Here is a 17,196-nt window from a genome sequence, read left to right as displayed (position 1 = left end):
CGATAAAATACTTGATATTTATCGGCAATTATTAAGAATTTCTTAATTGAAGCTATAAGAGGAACTGTAAATTCAACTACTTAGAAAAGAAATTATTTGCGATTTCCTTCCTGATTTCACTTAATTTCTGGCGGTCATACCAAAACTTAATGACTTCATTCGATAAGATCACCACTCCTTTTTGCGAGTGTGGCTCAATCCAAATTGAAGTACCTGTAAAACCAAGATGACCAAAAGTATCTTTATTGGAATAAATACCTGCAAGAGATGTTTCAGGATTTGTCACGCTATCCCAACCATTAATAAATCGATGATCACTTTCACGATTTGTTTTATTAATTAATTGATAATCATTATTTACTCTTAGAAGTGTTCGGCAAACGCCATCAATAGTTCCAAAGAGCCCAGCATGTGAAACTTTCTGCGCAATAACGAAAGCATTATCATCGTGAACTTCCCCATCAATGATATCTCGGTTTCGACGTCCCGTTGGTACACAGATCTCATCTTCGATATCAAGCCAATGCTTTATTTCTTCATCCCACATTGTTGAAACAAGTTCGTAAAGCCCTTGCTCCTTTTCGATTTCAAGTTGAAGCCTTAGAGCGCCAAAATCAGAATAAAGAGTTTCGCTCTCTTTAATCTCATATGAAAGAATTTGTTCTCTCCAAGTATCGACCGAGAGTCTCCCCCAAGAATTCAAACCACCACGATGATTTAAAAGAAGCTTCATATCTTCAGAGAATAGCTCTGGTTTATTTAAATAAGCAAAACCAAGTGTCAGAGGCTTTGTCAGAGAGGCCAAATCAAAATAAACCTTTTGACCTTTTAAAAAAGGATTTTCAAAAAAAGAAAATGTTTCATACGTACTTTTTTTGAAGTCAATATAAGCAAAAGCAAGGCAGTTAAAATTATAACTGCCAAACTCTGCTTTTATTTTGTTTGTTAATTCTGTAATCGACATTACTTGTTGCGAATCACGGCCTGTGCCGCTGCAAGACGAGCGATAGGAACTCGGTAAGGAGAACAAGAAACATAGTCTAATCCAATTCTATGACAGAAGTCGATTGATTGTGGCTCACCACCATGCTCTCCGCAGATTCCAACGTGAATATCTTTATTGGCACTTCTACCTTGCTCTGTTGCAAACTTAACAAGATAACCAACACCTTCTTGATCAAGAGAAACAAATGGATCATTTGGAAGAACTGATTTTGAAATATATTCAGTTAAGAAACGTCCAGCATCATCACGAGAAAGTCCAAAAGTTGTTTGTGTTAAGTCATTTGTACCAAACGAAAAGAAGTCTGCATGATTTGCAATCTCAGCAGCAGTAATAGCAGCACGAGGAAGCTCAATCATTGTTCCAAGTTTGTATTTGAACTCTTTATCACCTTTTGTCTTATTAATTGTTTCAACAAGAATTTCTCTTAAGATTGATAGTTCTTTTGCTGTTGCAACAAGAGGAATCATAATCTCAGGTCTAACATCAACACCTTCAGCAATAGACTCAAGAGCTGCTTGAGTGATAGCAGTTACCTGCATTGTATAGATTTCTGGATATGTAATTCCTAAACGACAACCACGGTGTCCAAGCATTGGGTTAAACTCGTGAAGTCTTTCACAGCCATCTTCAATTGTTTTAACTTCAACATCAATATACTCAGCAAGTTCTTTTTTCTCTTCATCTGAGTGAGGTAAGAACTCGTGTAGAGGCGGATCAAGAAGTCTGATATTAACAGGCATACCATCAAGGGCCTTGAATATTCCTTTGAAGTCTTCTTTCTGATAAGGAAGAAGTTTTGCAAGTGCTCTTTCTCTTTGAATTGTTGAATCAGCGAAAATCATCTCACGAACGGCAAGGATTCTCTCTGGCTCAAAGAACATATGTTCCGTACGACAAAGTCCAATCCCTTCTGCACCAAATTTAACGGCCGTTTCACTGTCTTCTGGGTTATCAGCATTAGTACGAACTCTAAGTGTTCTAATCTCATCTGCCCAAGTCATAAACTCAGCGAAATCTGCATTGATTTCAGCATCAAGTGTTGGAACCTCACCCTCTATAACTTCACCTGTTCCACCATCAAGTGTGATGAAGTCACCTTCAACATATTTCTTATCGCCAATCATCATCGTGCGATTCTTACTATCAACGAGAATGTCAGAACATCCTGCAACACAAGGCTTCCCCATACCACGAGCAACTACGGCCGCATGTGAAGTCATCCCACCACGAGCAGTTAAGATCGCCTGAGCGGCTGCCATTCCAGCAATATCTTCAGGAGAAGTTTCTTGGCGAACAAGAATTACCTTTACTCCATTTTCATGCATACTAGTGGCATCGTCTGAGTGAAATACAATCTTACCTGCACCAGCTCCTGGAGAAGCAGGAAGACCTTTTGCAATAATATTCTTTGTTGCATCTGGATCAAGTCTCGGGTGAAGAAGTTGGTTAAGTGCTTCAGGATCGATTTGCATAATCGCTTCTTCCTTCGTCACAATTCCTTCTTTCTCAAGATCAACAGCAATCTTTAATGCAGCTGCTGCAGTTCTTTTTCCATTACGAGTTTGAAGAAGATATAGTTTATCTGCTTCAATCGTAAACTCGATATCCTGCATATCTTTGTAATGCTTTTCTAGTTGCTGATAAAGTTCCGTTAATTCAGCAAAAGCCTTAGGCATATATTCTTCAAGTGTTTTTTCATTTCTATTTGAATCATTCTTTGAACACTCGTTAATTGGAGCAGGAGTTCTAATTCCCGCAACAACATCTTCCCCTTGAGCATTTACAAGGTATTCACCAAAGAACTTCTTATCCCCAGTAGAAGGATCACGAGTGAAGCAAACACCTGTTGCACAATCATCACCCATATTTCCAAAAACCATGGCCTGTACGTTTACAGCAGTTCCCCAGTCTCCTGGAATATTATTAAGCTGACGGTACTTGATAGCTCTTGGGTTATTCCATGAACCAAATACTGCTTCAATTGCTAGCCATAGTTGTTCCATTGGATCAGTAGGAAAAGCCTTTCCTGTTTCTTGTGCAATAATTTGCTTATAGACTTTTACTAAATTTTTAAAATCTTTTGCATCTAACTTTGTATCAGAATCAACGCCCTTTGCTTCTTTTAAATCTTCAAGAGTAGATTCTAAGAGTGAATGGCTCATTCCCATAACAACGTTTGCATACATTTGAATGAATCTTCTATATGAGTCCCAAGCAAATCTCTCGTTACCAGACTTCTTGGCAAGGGCCTCAACAGTTTCGTCATTAAGTCCTAAGTTTAGAACCGTATCCATCATTCCTGGCATCGAAACTCTTGCTCCAGAGCGAACAGAAAATAGTAAAGGATTGTCTCCACCACCGAAAGTTTTCTCTGTTGAAAGCTCAACAAGCTTTAAAGACTCAATAACTTGGGCCTTAATTTCTTCATTTATTTTATTAGCTTTTTGATAATCGATACAGGCTTCAGTTGTAACTGTAAAACCTGGAGGGACTGGTAATCCAAGAGCAGACATTTCAGCCAGGTTGGCACCTTTACCACCTAGAAGATTTTTCATGCTTCTATTACCTTCAGTTTTTTCCTTTGAAAACGAGTAAACCCATTTACTCATAACTGCGCTCCTTGCTTAGTATAGAAAAAAGGCCACGAACTTGTGGCCCTTCAAAAAATTTATTTTAAATGTAGATTCTATCTCTTAAATAATTCTTAACTTGATCTAGTGCAATTCGCTCTTGATTCATTGAATCGCGATCACGAATCGTAACAGCGTTATCATCTAAAGAGTCAAAGTCAAAAGTGATACAGAATGGAGTACCAATTTCATCTTGACGACGGTAGCGCTTTCCAATTGAACCTGCCACATCATATTCAGCTGCAAACTCTTGTTGGAGTTCATTAAATAATTTTGTTGCTGGCTCATCTAATTTCTTCGTTAGTGGAAGAACAGCAACTTTAACAGGAGCAAGAGAAGGGTGGAATTTCATTACAACTCTTTCATTCTCTTTATCACCTTCATTTTCAATTCTGAAAGCATCACATAGAATCGCTAGTAGTGAACGATCACAACCAACAGATGTTTCAAGAACGTAAGGAAGGAATTTCTTATTTCCATCAAGTAGATCTGTGTACTTTAAGTTCTTTCCTGAAAACTCTTCGTGTTGGCGAAGGTCAAAGTCTGTTCTTGAGTGGATACCTTCCATCTCATCCCAACCATGTGGGAATTTATATTCAATATCTTCTGCAGCATCCGCGTAGTGAGCAAGCTCATCACCTAAGTGTGGATGCCATCTTAAGTTTTCTGGACGCAGACCATTTGATAAGTGCCAATTCCAACGAATTTCTTTCCACTGCTCCATTGCCTCAGCTTGAGTTCCTGGCTTAATGAAATATTGCATCTCCATTTGTTCAAACTCACGAGTTCTAAAAATGAAGTTACCTGGAGTAATTTCGTTTCTGAAAGCTTTACCAATTTGAGCAATACCAAATGGAAGCTTCTTTCTCATTGTTGATTGAACATTTAGAAAGTTTACGAAAATCCCCTGAGCCGTTTCAGGTCTTAGGTATACTTTTGAAGATGAATCTTCAACTGGCCCCATTTGTGTATTAAACATTAGGTTAAAATCACGTGGCTCAGTGAACTCACCAACAGCACCACAGTTTTGACAAGGAGCTGATGTATCAATTTTATCTTCGCGGAAACGAGACTTACATGCTTTACAGTCAACCATTGGATCGTTGAAACCATCAACGTGACCAGAAGCTTTCCAAACCATTGGGTGCATGAAAATTGAAGCATCAACACCAACGATATCTGAACGTAAAGTCATGGCCTTCCACCACTTATTCTTTAAGTTTCTTTTTAACTCAATTCCGTATGGGCCGTAATCCCAACAAGAAGATAGACCGCCATAAATTTCCGAACTTTGGAAAATAAATCCACGGCGTTTAGCTAGACTAACAATTTGCTGCATGTCCTTAATATTACTTTCTGACACAATGCCCCCTACTATGGTAAATAATTGCACAAAGTATACCTTTTGAAATGCCGAACGGCTAATTATTTTCCCATTAAGGTACACGCCACCTTTTCGTAATATTACTAACTTATGCGTCATTTTTTCTTAAAATTACGATGATTCTGACCAGTTTATAAGTGGTGCCTAATAACGAAACTCAAGCAGAATTAGTAGCTTTTATAATATGAACAAATTAGCGGAAAACTCATTAAAATCAGCACAAACTCTCTATATAAATTACTGAAATCACGATTTGGTGTCGCGTACCTTTTACGCTCGTGCTAAAAACAGGTCATGAAAAAATCTGAAATTCTCGCCCCAGTGGGCAATATGCAAATGTGCCTAGCGGCAATTCACGGCGGTGCGGATGCCATCTATGTTGGTATGCCTGGATTCAACGCTCGTGGAAGAACTCACGACCACTCAGTAAATGAGCTGAAAGAAATGATTGATATGTGTCACCTCTACGGAGTAAAGGTTCACGTCGCATTTAATATTTTAATTTTTGAAGAAGAAATAGCTGATGCTATTGAAAGATTAAATGAAGTCGTGGCGCTAGGCCCTGACGCTTTAATCATTCAAGATATCGGACTTGCAAATTTAGTTCGTCAAATTTATCCAAATCAAGTTATTCACGGTTCAACACAAATGACTGTGACAAACCACGATCACATCGCGTTCTTAGAAGATCTTGATATCAAACGCTTCGTACTTGGTCGTGAAAACTCAATCCCAGAAATAAAAGAGATTAGAGCAAACACGCAGCGCGAACTTGAAGTCTTCACTCACGGGGCGTTGTGTGTTGCCTACTCTGGCCAGTGCTTTACTTCAGAAAGTATCGGCGGACGTTCGGCCAACCGTGGTCAATGTGCACAGAGCTGTCGCTTCTCTTATGAAATGTTTGTGGATGGTAAAAAAGAAGACCTCACGAAACATGGCCGTAAAATGAGCTATCTTGTGTCTCCTCAAGATCTTTGTGGAATTGAAGAAGTTAACGAACTTCAAGACATGGGCATTGACTCTTTTAAAATTGAAGGCCGTCTTAAAGGTCCTGCATATGTGTCGACAGCAGCAGGTGCTTTTAAAGCAAAACTTGAAGGGAAAGAAGTAAGTCAAAAAGAAATAGATAATATGGCACTTACTTATTCACGTGGCCTGTTTTCTGGTTGGCTTCATGGTGTTGACCATCAACAACTAGTAAAAGGTAACTACGGAGCTCACCGAGGAATTGAACTTGGTAAGATCAAGAGAGTGGATCCTCCATATTTAGAAATCGACACTGATCGCGAATTAGAAAATGGAATGGGCGTTGCAATTTGTGATGACAATAAAGGTATTGAAATTGGCTCATCTATTTTTAGTGTAAAAAGAAAAGGAAAACGAGTTAGCCTTTCTCTTGCTCATGATTTTAAATGGAAGCAAGTTCGCCCAGGTATGGATATCTACCTAAACTCTGACCCAAAGGTTGCAAAAGAGAGCGAGTCTCTAATTAGCGATATTAATAAGCAAAAGCGTATACCTGTTGAAGTAACACTGTTAGCAAATGCAGGAGAAAAGCTTACTTATATTATTACAGATGGCCAATACAAAGTTATTAGACAAAGTGATGACTTAGTAGAAGAAGCGAGAAAACCAGCTGATCTTGAGAAAGTTGAAAAAGATGCTTGTGCACTTTCGCGTACTATTTATTCTGTTTCAAAATTCGATTTAAAAACAAATGGTAAGTCTCCTTTCATTCACTCAAAGGCACTTAAGAAATTAAGACAAGAAGCTATTGAAGAATTGAATAGTCAAAGAGTTAGTGTCAAAGCACCAAAATCGCAATCATTTAAACTATCTAAAAAAGAAGTTTCAGAAAACGAGATCACACTAAACTTTCTTCTTAGAGATTTTGATCAGGTTAAGCAAGCATACGAAGTATTGAAAAACTGTGATTTTGAAAGACTTCTAATTACTTTAGATTTTGAATTTGGAAAAGACTATAAGCCCTCATTAGAGCTTCTTAAACAACTACCAAACTGCCAAGTTGGTGTTGCTACAAATAGAATTTTAAAACCTAAAGAATACCATCATTTAAATGTTCTGACTCGATTGGATCCGGATTTTATCCTTTGTCGAAATCTAGGGTCGTATCAATATTTAAGATCAAAGACAGATGTTCAATTGAAAGGAGATTTCTCTCTTAACGTTGCAAACTCTCAAACAGCAAATTATTTACTTGATAAAGGTTTTGAAACATTAACTTCATCATATGACTTAAATGCAAAACAACTAGAAAATCTTCTTGCCAATACTGATGCTGGAAAGATTGAAGTTAATATTCATCAGTATATGCCAAGCTTTCACATGGAACACTGTGTGTATGCAGCATTCTTATCAGAAGGTTCATCGTTTAAGGACTGTGGGAAGCCTTGTGAAAAACATCATGTAGAACTTAAAGATCAATTTGGAAATATGCACTTTATTAAAGCCGATCAAGAGTGTCGAAATACAATGTTCAATGCTATTGCACAAAGCTCAACTGACTTAATTGATGAGTTAATTGCAAAAGGTGTCTCACAGTTTAGAATTGAACTTTTAAATGAGCACGATGACAAACTTAAGAGTAAACTTGAAGGTTATCTAAACTTCTTCAATGGAAAGATTTCAACGAATGAGTTAAAATCAATGTTAGGCACTCAGGAAAAGTACGGAATTGGTACAGGGATGCTAATGAAAGAAGATACTTATCAAGCGAGAAAGAATTAATGGCAAAAGCCAACAAGTGGTTTGTCTATATTATAGAAACTCAAAATGGAAAGCTCTACACAGGTATTACAACTGATGTAGAGCGCCGATTTGAAGAACACAAAAATGATCCGAAAGGAGCAAAATTCACTAAAGCAAACCCTCCTAAAAAAATTCGTTTTACAGAAGAGCACCCTGACCGCTCAAGTGCGAGTAAACGAGAAGCCCAAATTAAAAAATTAACACGTCCCCAAAAACTGACATTAATCAAGAAATCGTAAATATTAATACCTACTAGGGTATTGAATTCTTGTACTTCAATTAGAGATTTTATAAATATCACATATGAAATTACTAATTGCATTTATCTTCTCAAGTATAACTTTTGGGGCCTTCACAGAAGTTCGCTACGATTTATCAACACATAAAGAGAAACAAATTTCTCAAACTAAAAATAAGAAAGTTCTTATTTTTCTTTCACCAAGCTGTCCTTGCTCCCAAAAACAATTTGATTACATAAACTCTCTTGCAAAAAAGTTCAATAACATTGAATTTATTGGTTTTAGTTCTAACAAGCATATAAGCAAAAAGAAGGCCCTTGAATACTTTGATCAATTCAAAATTAACTTTCCAATCTTTATCGATCAGGATCTTAAGTTTGCAAATAAGATGAATGCATTAAAGACCCCACATATTTTCTTATTAAATGAGAAAGAAGAAGTTATCTATCAAGGAGCTGTGACAAATAAGAGAAGCCCTGAATTATCGACGAAATTTTATTTAAATGATGTGCTAACTGCACTCAAAAATAATAAAGAGCTACCATATAAAGAATCAAAAGCACTTGGTTGCTATATCGCGAGGTAAATATGATTAAGACACTAATTACACTACTTATGACAGCTTCAATTGTTGCATGTCCTTACCAAATAGAATCTCAAAACTTATGTGTTGATCTTGAATGGACTAATGGGCCTTTTGATGGAAAACCATCTACATTTGAAGCCGTTGTCTTTGATAAAGATTCACTAGAGAGAGTGACACCGAAAGATTTAAAAGTATATGTATGGATGATGATGGCCAATGGGCATCAACATGGTGGGCCTGCAATCACTTGGTCATTTAATGAAGAGTCAATAATCAATGGAAATGCTAAGTTCTTCATGGGACATATGAAAGGTTACTGGCAAGTTCGCTTTGAATTAGACGGCGACATTACAGCTATTGATGTGGAGCTTAAGAAGTAATGAAACTATTGTCACTTACACTTCTATTCTTACTATTTACAAGCTGTGGAGATTCTCCCTTTTCCGGTGGTCTTAAAGAGTTAGTTAGTGGAGTTGATAATATTTCTAACGAAATACGTTTTGATACGGAGGCCTTAACTATTTTGAGACAGTGGGATAAAGGCCCAATAGTTTACGATAGTTCAACACTTACAATTACATTTAAAGACTCAGCAAATAACTTGAAAGATCCTGCAGGTGAATTCTCTGCCTACATCTGGATGCCAGATATGGGACATGGCTCATACCCAATTACTGTAACGAGAATAGCTACTGGAGTTTATCAACTTACTGATATCTATTTCACAATGGGTGGCCTCTGGGATTTTCACTTACAATTAAAAGATAACGGAAATTTATACGACTCTATATCATGGCCTCTTACACTTTAATTCTATTTACAATTTTCTATACTATTAGCACTTATGCGTCTTCATGCTGTGGCGGCGGAGCAAATATACCTAATATTATTCTTGGCGATCACCAATGGGAGGCAAAAATTAATTATGCCAACTCAGCAGTAACAAGTGAAGCCGGAGTAGATGGTAAGATTCATAATATTAATTCTAAAAATGAAGTAACAGAAACAATCGCCTTAAAAGGCAGTTATCTAATTGATAGCTACTTTCAATTTGCCTTTGATATACCAATCAAAAAAAGAACAGTTGAGTCTCCAACCCAAAGGACGAGTACCACAGAGATAGTCGATCCAAGCTTTCAATTTACTTGGGAGTTCTTACCGGAGTTAACTTATAATCTCATTAAGCCTCGTGGTTTTATATTCTTTAAACAGTTAATTCCAAATGGTAATTCAATATACAGCTATAACGATCCTCTATTGTCAGACTCCCTAAGCCGTGGTGTTTTTGAATCAACTCTAGGTTTTGCATTTTTTAAGGTAGTATACGAATACGATTATTCATTAACACTAGAAGGTCACTACGGTTTTAAAAGAACGATAGACAATAAAGAAGTAGAGCCAGGTTTTGGGTACTCTTCTTCCTTAGGATTTGGTTATAATCCAAATGCAACTATGCGCTTTGGAACTTCTTTAACTTATTGGCAAGACAGTGCCGTTAAGATAGATGGCATCGAAGGTGAAAACAAATACTACCTTTCAACGAGTTTCAATTACTCATATATGTTTACGAGAAGCTCTATTGTCTTAAATTACTCAGATGAAACAATTTTAAATATTGCAAAGAATACAAATTTAGCTAAGGCCTTTTCACTTACATATAAAGTTTTTGAAGATCTATAATAATAAGCTTAGTGACTTATAATGTTCACGCTGCACGTGTTGATGGTAGCAAATATAATTCACTAATTGATTAAGATCCGACTTTTGAATATGTGTACTAACTTTATAATCCGAATACTTACTTGCAGCTACGTTAAGCATTTCGTTTCGAAGGCTCTTTCCCTCTTGCCCATTTACCAATCGTTGCTCTTCGAGACTTAAATGTGAGAAGTGAATAAAGCCACCTTGTTCAATTGAGAGTGACACAAAGTCATTATCACCAATTTCAACACCAGAGACGGCGCATGTTTCAGTTCGAGGAAAAATCCCCAATTCGACCATCGCCTTTACTAGAAAAATAAATAGTTCATGATTAGGATTAAAATCGCTAGCAGTAACTCGACTTTCCAAGCGAAAGATTGCATTTGAAAGAAGTCGAAAAATACCTTCATGACTTTTTTCACTTAAATCAAGATCATCTTTGTGCGTAATCTGTGGAGCAAAAGACTGACAAAGTTCGCAGAAAAAACAAAGAAGGTAGAATGCCATTGGATTATGTGAGATATTTTTATGACACCATTTTTCAACATGATCCTTACTAGTCAGTATTTCGAAACTATTTTTAACTCGGCCAAAGCCAACTTTAAAAAGATAACCAACTTGCAAGATAGAAGATACTTTCCTCTTTCCTCCTCCCTGTCCACCATAGAACATCACAGAAATTTTATTTCCGTTTCTGAGGAGTAAATTTCCAATCAAGTGTTTGTCTTGATATGGAATTTTGTTAATAAGAATGCCTTCTAATTCAACCATAATAATAAATCCTGACTCATTATAAAGAGATAATCACATATCTTGTAGTGAATTCTTTCCCACCACTTCTTCCCCTTTTCAAGAGCTCCAATGTATTGAAATTCCTCTCCAAATCGTCCTCCGCGACCTATCATTTGAAAATTTGTCGATTCATTTGGTTTATAACTAATATAAATATTCTCTATTCCATGTAAATTAACCCCGTGACTTAAGGCGCTAGTTGCAATAATTAAATCAGAGGGTGCCTGATTCTCTCTGACAACAAAATCCTTAACCTCTCCCCCCACGCAATAATCACAAGAAACACCTAATCTTTGAAAGAACTTATTCCAAAAAAAGACTTCTTTTCGTGACGAGCAAAACAGAATTGTTCGTCCCCTCTCAAAGAACAACTGCTCAAAGATAAGCTTCAATAAAAGAAGTGGCCTAATTAACATCCTCTTCTTTTTATACATATTTTTCTTTTGAAAATTTCCGATATTTAGAAAACAAAAATGCCTAAAATTATTTTCAACATCTCTTTCAATCACTCGATAAAGTTCGTCAGTGATTGTCGCACTTAAACCAATCACCTTTGTATTTCCAGAGGAAGAGATTTGATAGAGAAAATCAAGCAAGCGTGGACGAAAAGACTCTCCCCATTCGTAGAAGAGATGAAATTCATCAAGCACAAACAAGGAGTTGGATTTTAAAGCAAACTCTAAATCATCCCGAGAAAGCGACTCCACTGTCGTTAAAAAGATTCCTTTGTCAGAAATATTATTCACAACACAGTCCCTCTCCTTCAAATCTTCCAGTATTGAACGCAGCGGAGAGACAATAATAATCCTTTCAAAGTCCTCTAATAATTGCCAAATAAGTCTTGTTTTCCCCCAGCCCATAGGGGCCATAAATAAAGTGAATGAATGCTCTCTATTGACGATCTGTGACAAAGTTGCTTTAAAATCCATACCCAAGAGGTGCAAGAAGTGGTAAAAGAGTTAAAGCTATAACTCATTAAAATTAAAGAACATGAATTCTGTCATAATTAGAAAAGAGCAAATTCACGATTCAAAAGCTGTTCTCACACAAGAACAGTCGAAGCATTTACTTGAAATTGTAAAAGTAAAAGTTGGCGACGAACTCAAAGGGACAATTCTTGAAGAAGGTCTAACGACTATTACTGTAAGTAATATTAGCGATGGAATTGTTGAAGTAGAAATTGGGCAAGTCAGAAAAGGGCTTCACTTTCCAATTGAGTTGATTATTGCAGCTTCAAGACCTCCTACAATGAAAAAAGTGTTTGAGCACTGTAGTGCTATGGGTGCAAGTCACTTTCATATTTTTAAGGCCATTTTAAGTGATAAGAGCTATCTCACTTCTAAAGTTTATGAGCGCTTTCAAGAACTATCAGAACTTGGCGTTAGTCAGTCTGCTGTTTTCTATAAAGCTCCAACTCTTAAGAAGACTTATCAATATGAGGATATAGAAGCGAAAGGTGTTCAACGATTTATTCTCTCACCTTATGCCACAACAAAGTTAAAAGATGTTAAAATAGATATTGAAAGACCATTACAATTGGCCATAGGCCCAGAGCGTGGATGGACCAACCAAGAAATAACTGAATTTAAAAATCTTGGTTTTGAAGAAATCAGCATAGGTCCTTCAATTATGAGAGTTGAAAATGCCTCAATCGCAATCCTTGGCCACTTAAACCAATTAATGGATAGGAAATAATATGCTTAGAAAAATTGAAAAACTTTTTGATGAACAAGTAAGACCAGCTCTTGCTGCTCACGGTGGTAATATCGAATTAATCGATTACGATAATGATAAACTTTATGTAAAGATGACTGGTGGTTGTCAGGGTTGTTCTGCTTCACAGGCAACGCTTACAGATGGTGTTGCAAGACTTGTTAAGCAAAACTTTCCAGACATAGTAGAAGTTGTGGATGTTACAGATCACTCAAAGGGTGATAATCCGTTTATGTAAAAAAATAGCTCCCAGTCGGGAGCTATCAGCTTATTAAAGTTTAAGCGACTTTAGTATGTTCTTCTAATTCGGACTCGCGCATTCCATAGTCTTCATTTGCATGAGAAATTGATCTTCTCACCCTATCCTCAGTCTCCCAGTAACTTAATCCTGAAAGGATAATACTTCCGCTGGTGGCAAATGCCATGACTGTAGTCACGAGTATAATCTCTAGTAATTCCATATTTGCCTCCTTAATCTAATCATATAGACTTATCGGCAGATAAATGTGGAATACCTCCAAATTCTACTCAATTTTCAATAAATTTAAATACTTAGATTAGAGAATGACCCTTGAACGGGCCTCAAGAATTTGCTCTTTTTTGAGTCTTACAATAGACACACCTTCTTCATTTTTTTGATCAGAAAGAATCTCGCCCCAAGGGTTAATAACAAGGGAGTGTCCGTAAGTGTGAATGCCAGGATTATTTTCACCACTCTGTGCACTGGCCACGACATAACACTGTCCTTCAATTGAACGAGCTCGTAATAGAGTATGCCAATGTGCCTTTCCAGTAGGAACAGTGAACGCTGAAGCAAAAGTAATCAGATCGACCTTATTATCGTAGTAATACTGAAGGAAATTTGGATATCGAAGATCAAAACAAATTGCGATACCAATTTTCCAGCCAAGAATATCAATAATTAAAGGATCATTTCCTGCTGTATAAATATCAGCTTCATTAACTTTCTTATGAATCTCATTTCCCTGTTCATCTACAGTTGTGATGTCACAAGAAAATAAATGGCACTTGTCGTAGCTACCAATAACACAACCTTTAGGATCCAAGTTAATGGCCTTATTATAAATAGCTGTATTACTTTTAAAAGCAACAGAGCCCCCAGCAAGGAAGAGCCCAGAATCAATGGCCAATTGCCTGATGTTATCAAAGTGTTCATTGTCCCACTCCACAAGGTATGGACTTGGCATGCGGCCATTTGAGATTGAATAAAAACACTCAGGCAGGAAGGCCACTTGGGCCCCCGCTTCTTTTGCCTGAGATAAGTATTTTTTAATTTTTTTTAGATTCGATTGATAATCGAGAGATGAAGAAATTTGAATATTGGCGATAACCAATTCATTCATTAAATTTTCTTTCCGATCGCGTAGTAAGTGAATCCTTCCGCTAAAACTTTTTCTGTTTTAAATAAGTTTCTTGCATCAAAGATGATTTTACCATTTAAGCGCGAAGAGATTTCAGTAAAGTCAGGAGTAGAGAATTCTCTCCATTCAGTTACAGTAACCATAGCGTCACATCCACTTAAACAGTCATACTTATTAGCTACTTGCTCAATAGATGAGTGATACTTTTCATCCACAGCTTTCATGAAGTTTGGTCCACCTTCAGGATCGAAGAAACGAATCTTTGCACCAGCATCGATTAGGTCCTTTGCCATATAAATTGCAGGAGACTCACGAACATCATCAGTATTTGCTTTAAATGCTACACCCCAAAATGCAAAAGTTTTTCCACTTAAGTCTTCACCAAAATGCTTTTTGATTTTTGTTGCCATGTAAAGTTTTTGCTCATCATTTACATCTTCAGTTGATTCAATGACTCTTAGAGTATGCCCATGTTCTTTAGCTGTATAAATTAAGGCCTTCACGTCTTTTGGAAAACATGATCCACCATAACCAGGGCCCGGATATAAGAAGTGTGGTCCAATTCTTCGATCACTTGAGATTCCTTGGCGAACCTCATTGATGTCTGCACCAAGAGTGTCACAAAGTCTTGCAATGTCATTAATGAAAGAAATCTTAGTCGCTAGAAAACAGTTTGCCGCATACTTTGTCATCTCTGCTGAAAGATTAGACATCATATAAATTGGGTTACCTTGTTTTACTAATGGCTCGTAAAGCTCTTCCATAGCTTGCGCTGCGTACGGGTCGTTGTGACCGATAACTACACGATCAGGTCTCATGAAGTCTTCAATTGCTGATCCTTCTTTTAAGAACTCTGGGTTATTTACGATATGAAATTTCTTGTCAGTATTTTTTGCAACAATCTCTTTTACTTTTTCACAAGTTCCAATTGGAACTGTTGATTTAATAACAATGATTGCATCATCACTAATATTCTTTGCTACATCTTCGGCAGCTTGAAATAAATATGAAAGATTTGCACTTCCATCATCTCCAGAAGGAGTTCCAACCGCAAGAAAGATTGACTTAGAATCTTTTACTGATTCAAGACCTGTTGAGAAAGTTAGTCTCTCTGCTTTAATATTTCTTTCTAGTAGATCGTTAAGTCCTGGTTCAAAAATTGGTGATTCACCACGTCTCATCATTGCAACTTTATTTTCATCGATATCAACACAAGTAACCTTGTGACCGATTTCCGCAAAACAAGTTCCACTTACTAAACCTACATATCCTGTTCCAATAACTGTAATTTTCAAGCTTTTATCCTTTTTAAAAATTGGTACTAGATTAGCACCTTTTATGCTAAGTTTTAAGTCTAAATAAGGACTTCAACAGTATGCTCAAGGCGTCATTCCAGACAATTCTCAAAGTAGTTTTCGCAATTGCTATCCTGACATGGCTTGCAAAGTCAGACAAGCTTGACCTTGGGCTAATAAACAAAGTACTTGAAAATGGTCCATGGGCCCTGATCTCATTTACTCTGTTAGTGTGTGGTTCATTTATTGCAGCTTTTCGCTGGTCACTTCTCCTTAAAACAAAAAGTGAAAAGATTCATATAAAGAAAATTTATCCAATTAATTTGATTGGACAATTCTTTTCCACTTTTCTCCCTGGTGTTGTAACTGGTGACTTCTTAAAACTTCTCTATGTTAGAGATTGTGATCGAAATTTAAAAAGATCATTTCTTTTAAGTACTGCACTTATTGATCGAATCATTGGCCTTATTGGCCTTTTAATTGTCGGTGGCTCCTCTTCGATTTATTTTTATTCGGAACTGATCGTTTTATCACCAAAGGTAAAACCTCTCATTTCATTCAATATTATGCTTCTACTTGGTGCACTTGGTTTTGTCTTAGTACTCTTTATGCCGGTAAGAATTAAAAGACATGTCATTGAATTAATAAAAATTCTACCAATTGTTGGAGATAAGATTGCAAATATTACTGAAACGTTTTGGAAAATTGGTGAAAGTCGAAGCGTGATATTAAAATCAATTGGCCTCTCAGTGATAGTCCACATCTTTGCAATTAGCGCTTTCTGGAGTTTAGTTCATTCTTTCCTAGATACAAATATTGGAATTAAACAACTTTTTAGTATTATCCCTATTGGGCTGATTTCAATAGCTATTCCAATATCTCCTGCAGGAGCAGGTGTTGGCCACCTTGTTTTTGAAGAGCTCTTTAAGGCACTGGGACAAGATAAAGGTGCTTCATTTTTCAATCTCTACTTCTTAGTAGCAATTTCAGTGAATCTTCTAGGTGTCATTCCATACGTTCTTTGGAAAAAGAAGCACACCTTCAAAGAAGCTGAAGCACTTGAAGAAAATTAAGTAAATTAGTTAAAAACAAAAATCTTTTTAGGATCGATATGGCCGTACTGACGCCACTTAGTCTTTAAAGCTTCAATCCTTAAAAGAAATTGCATATCTCTTTTACGATCATTTAGCTTTCTGACTTTCTTAGATTCCTTAACAAGCGGCCCTCTCGCATCATAAGGAAGAACAGAGATATCATCTAATAACATCGTCTTTCCTTCGTGAGAAATTGTTCGAGCAATGAATAAGTCATCTTTTACTAGTTGTAACGTAAACTCATTCTTAGGAATATAGAATTTAGTATTATGTAGAATGTCTTTAAAGACATGCTTTTTAAAAAGATTTTGTCCACGGTATTCAAAAAGAGAATGATTAATACTTAACATTGAATCTTTTTGATTTTCTTCAATTGAGATTTCATTAACAAATTTCTTAATAAGTGGCCCATTATCATCGAAGTCACGTTGAGTGATATACCAGTAAACGAATCCATTCATACGAGATTCGTAATCCTCATCCTCTTCCGATAATTTCCCAGCAAGCTTAAAATACTCTTCTTTTGCTGATCTTAATTTGTCATAGTATTCATTCGACGAAAACTTAGTTACAGCATCGTCTAAAATACTTCTCAATTCTTCCAT

General features: G+C 36.6%; 18 protein-coding genes. 9 read left to right on the top strand and 9 right to left on the bottom strand.

From position 1 onward, the window contains the following. Positions 1-76: 76 nt before the first annotated feature. The 3 genes from ACMAWV_RS03430 to ACMAWV_RS03420 all read right to left on the bottom strand — a co-directional run bounded on the left by ACMAWV_RS03430 (position 77) and on the right by ACMAWV_RS03420 (position 4,999). Positions 77-964 (bottom strand): hypothetical protein, encoded by an 888-nt coding sequence (locus tag ACMAWV_RS03430; RefSeq protein ID WP_412469936.1) that lies wholly within the window; start codon positions 962-964, stop codon positions 77-79. Then, on the bottom strand, positions 964-3,615 hold the full coding sequence (gene ppdK / locus ACMAWV_RS03425) for a pyruvate, phosphate dikinase (protein ID WP_392990789.1): 2,652 nt from the start codon (positions 3,613-3,615) through the stop codon (positions 964-966). Before ppdK ends, ACMAWV_RS03430 begins: the two co-directional genes overlap by 1 nt. Positions 3,616-3,679: 64 nt before the next feature. After that, positions 3,680-4,999 (bottom strand): glycine--tRNA ligase, encoded by a 1,320-nt coding sequence (locus ACMAWV_RS03420; protein WP_304466325.1) that lies wholly within the window; start codon positions 4,997-4,999, stop codon positions 3,680-3,682. A 315-nt stretch (positions 5,000-5,314) separates the two neighbouring features. Between ACMAWV_RS03420 and ACMAWV_RS03415 the strand changes: the two genes are divergently transcribed. From ACMAWV_RS03415 to ACMAWV_RS03390, 6 genes are all read left to right on the top strand, one after another. Next, positions 5,315-7,768: a DUF3656 domain-containing U32 family peptidase gene (locus tag ACMAWV_RS03415; protein ID WP_412469937.1), complete on the top strand. Its 2,454-nt coding sequence runs from the start codon at positions 5,315-5,317 to the stop codon at positions 7,766-7,768. Next, positions 7,768-8,028 carry a GIY-YIG nuclease family protein gene (locus ACMAWV_RS03410; protein WP_103218936.1) on the top strand — a complete coding sequence of 87 codons (261 nt, stop codon included), beginning with the start codon at positions 7,768-7,770 and terminating at the stop codon, positions 8,026-8,028. Before ACMAWV_RS03415 ends, ACMAWV_RS03410 begins: the two co-directional genes overlap by 1 nt. A gap of 64 nt (positions 8,029-8,092) precedes the next feature. Then, positions 8,093-8,614, top strand: a complete 522-nt coding sequence (locus ACMAWV_RS03405; protein WP_412469938.1) for a redoxin family protein — start codon at positions 8,093-8,095, stop codon at positions 8,612-8,614. Between the two features lie 2 nt (positions 8,615-8,616). Next, the gene (locus tag ACMAWV_RS03400; protein WP_412462990.1) at positions 8,617-8,994 is read left to right on the top strand and encodes a hypothetical protein; all 378 of its coding nucleotides are present in this window, start codon (positions 8,617-8,619) and stop codon (positions 8,992-8,994) included. After that, positions 8,994-9,425, top strand: coding sequence for a FixH family protein (locus tag ACMAWV_RS03395; protein WP_412462991.1), 432 nt, complete (start codon positions 8,994-8,996; stop codon positions 9,423-9,425). The genes ACMAWV_RS03400 and ACMAWV_RS03395 overlap by 1 nt, the downstream gene beginning before the upstream one ends. Then, complete coding sequence (locus tag ACMAWV_RS03390) at positions 9,407-10,294, top strand: hypothetical protein (protein ID WP_412469939.1); 888 nt, start codon at positions 9,407-9,409, stop codon at positions 10,292-10,294. Before ACMAWV_RS03395 ends, ACMAWV_RS03390 begins: the two co-directional genes overlap by 19 nt. On the opposite strand, the gene recO is transcribed toward ACMAWV_RS03390, so the two are convergent. Together recO and ACMAWV_RS03380 are read right to left on the bottom strand one after the other, a co-directional pair. Further along, complete coding sequence (gene recO, locus ACMAWV_RS03385; RefSeq protein ID WP_103218931.1) at positions 10,289-11,086, bottom strand: DNA repair protein RecO; 798 nt, start codon at positions 11,084-11,086, stop codon at positions 10,289-10,291. The two genes, ACMAWV_RS03390 and recO, sit on opposite strands and share 6 nt — an antisense overlap. Next, positions 11,074-12,036: a DEAD/DEAH box helicase gene (locus tag ACMAWV_RS03380; protein WP_392990775.1), complete on the bottom strand. Its 963-nt coding sequence runs from the start codon at positions 12,034-12,036 to the stop codon at positions 11,074-11,076. The genes recO and ACMAWV_RS03380 overlap by 13 nt, the downstream gene beginning before the upstream one ends. Before the next feature lie 61 nt (positions 12,037-12,097). Here ACMAWV_RS03380 and ACMAWV_RS03375 point away from each other — a divergent pair, with 61 nt between their 5' ends. Then, entirely contained in the window at positions 12,098-12,802 is a 705-nt protein-coding gene (locus ACMAWV_RS03375) for an RsmE family RNA methyltransferase (RefSeq protein ID WP_392990773.1), read from the top strand. A gap of 1 nt (position 12,803) precedes the next feature. Continuing rightward, the gene (locus ACMAWV_RS03370; protein WP_021266260.1) at positions 12,804-13,058 is read left to right on the top strand and encodes a NifU family protein; all 255 of its coding nucleotides are present in this window, start codon (positions 12,804-12,806) and stop codon (positions 13,056-13,058) included. A gap of 40 nt (positions 13,059-13,098) precedes the next feature. On the opposite strand, the gene ACMAWV_RS03365 is transcribed toward ACMAWV_RS03370, so the two are convergent. From ACMAWV_RS03365 to ACMAWV_RS03355, 3 genes are all read right to left on the bottom strand, one after another. Then, the gene (locus ACMAWV_RS03365; RefSeq protein WP_103218928.1) at positions 13,099-13,281 is read right to left on the bottom strand and encodes a hypothetical protein; all 183 of its coding nucleotides are present in this window, start codon (positions 13,279-13,281) and stop codon (positions 13,099-13,101) included. Between the two features lie 96 nt (positions 13,282-13,377). Beyond that, positions 13,378-14,184, bottom strand: coding sequence for a nitrilase-related carbon-nitrogen hydrolase (locus ACMAWV_RS03360; RefSeq protein WP_412469940.1), 807 nt, complete (start codon positions 14,182-14,184; stop codon positions 13,378-13,380). Next, positions 14,184-15,497 (bottom strand): UDP-glucose dehydrogenase family protein, encoded by a 1,314-nt coding sequence (locus ACMAWV_RS03355; protein WP_103218926.1) that lies wholly within the window; start codon positions 15,495-15,497, stop codon positions 14,184-14,186. The genes ACMAWV_RS03360 and ACMAWV_RS03355 overlap by 1 nt, the downstream gene beginning before the upstream one ends. 80 nt (positions 15,498-15,577) lie before the next feature. Here ACMAWV_RS03355 and ACMAWV_RS03350 point away from each other — a divergent pair, with 80 nt between their 5' ends. Next, positions 15,578-16,570, top strand: a complete 993-nt coding sequence (locus ACMAWV_RS03350; protein ID WP_103218925.1) for a lysylphosphatidylglycerol synthase transmembrane domain-containing protein — start codon at positions 15,578-15,580, stop codon at positions 16,568-16,570. 5 nt (positions 16,571-16,575) lie between these two features. On the opposite strand, the gene ACMAWV_RS03345 is transcribed toward ACMAWV_RS03350, so the two are convergent. Beyond that, positions 16,576-17,196, bottom strand: coding sequence for a hypothetical protein (locus ACMAWV_RS03345; protein WP_103218924.1), 621 nt, complete (start codon positions 17,194-17,196; stop codon positions 16,576-16,578).

This window comes from Halobacteriovorax sp. RT-1-1, assembly GCF_047085455.1.
Lineage (GTDB): Bacteria > Bdellovibrionota > Bacteriovoracia > Bacteriovoracales > Bacteriovoracaceae > Halobacteriovorax_A.
The sequence above is the reverse complement of the archived record's forward strand: the minus strand, read 5'-3'. Positions and strand labels throughout refer to the sequence as shown.

Excerpts from the sequence above, each read along its gene's own strand:
- ACMAWV_RS03430 (WP_412469936.1), bottom strand. The coding sequence starts at position 964 with ATGTCGATTACAGAATTAACAAACAAAATAAAAGCAGAGTTTGGCAGT.
- ppdK (WP_392990789.1), bottom strand. The coding sequence starts at position 3,615 with ATGAGTAAATGGGTTTACTCGTTTTCAAAGGAAAAAACTGAAGGTAAT.
- ACMAWV_RS03415 (WP_412469937.1), top strand. The coding sequence starts at position 5,315 with ATGAAAAAATCTGAAATTCTCGCCCCAGTGGGCAATATGCAAATGTGC.
- ACMAWV_RS03410 (WP_103218936.1), top strand. The coding sequence starts at position 7,768 with ATGGCAAAAGCCAACAAGTGGTTTGTCTATATTATAGAAACTCAAAAT.
- ACMAWV_RS03405 (WP_412469938.1), top strand. The coding sequence starts at position 8,093 with ATGAAATTACTAATTGCATTTATCTTCTCAAGTATAACTTTTGGGGCC.
- ACMAWV_RS03400 (WP_412462990.1), top strand. The coding sequence starts at position 8,617 with ATGATTAAGACACTAATTACACTACTTATGACAGCTTCAATTGTTGCA.
- ACMAWV_RS03395 (WP_412462991.1), top strand. The coding sequence starts at position 8,994 with ATGAAACTATTGTCACTTACACTTCTATTCTTACTATTTACAAGCTGT.
- ACMAWV_RS03390 (WP_412469939.1), top strand. The coding sequence starts at position 9,407 with ATGGCCTCTTACACTTTAATTCTATTTACAATTTTCTATACTATTAGC.
- recO (WP_103218931.1), bottom strand. The coding sequence starts at position 11,086 with ATGGTTGAATTAGAAGGCATTCTTATTAACAAAATTCCATATCAAGAC.
- ACMAWV_RS03380 (WP_392990775.1), bottom strand. The coding sequence starts at position 12,036 with ATGGATTTTAAAGCAACTTTGTCACAGATCGTCAATAGAGAGCATTCA.
- ACMAWV_RS03375 (WP_392990773.1), top strand. The coding sequence starts at position 12,098 with ATGAATTCTGTCATAATTAGAAAAGAGCAAATTCACGATTCAAAAGCT.
- ACMAWV_RS03370 (WP_021266260.1), top strand. The coding sequence starts at position 12,804 with ATGCTTAGAAAAATTGAAAAACTTTTTGATGAACAAGTAAGACCAGCT.
- ACMAWV_RS03365 (WP_103218928.1), bottom strand. The coding sequence starts at position 13,281 with ATGGAATTACTAGAGATTATACTCGTGACTACAGTCATGGCATTTGCC.
- ACMAWV_RS03360 (WP_412469940.1), bottom strand. The coding sequence starts at position 14,184 with ATGAATGAATTGGTTATCGCCAATATTCAAATTTCTTCATCTCTCGAT.
- ACMAWV_RS03350 (WP_103218925.1), top strand. The coding sequence starts at position 15,578 with ATGCTCAAGGCGTCATTCCAGACAATTCTCAAAGTAGTTTTCGCAATT.
- ACMAWV_RS03345 (WP_103218924.1), bottom strand. The coding sequence starts at position 17,196 with ATGGAAGAATTGAGAAGTATTTTAGACGATGCTGTAACTAAGTTTTCG.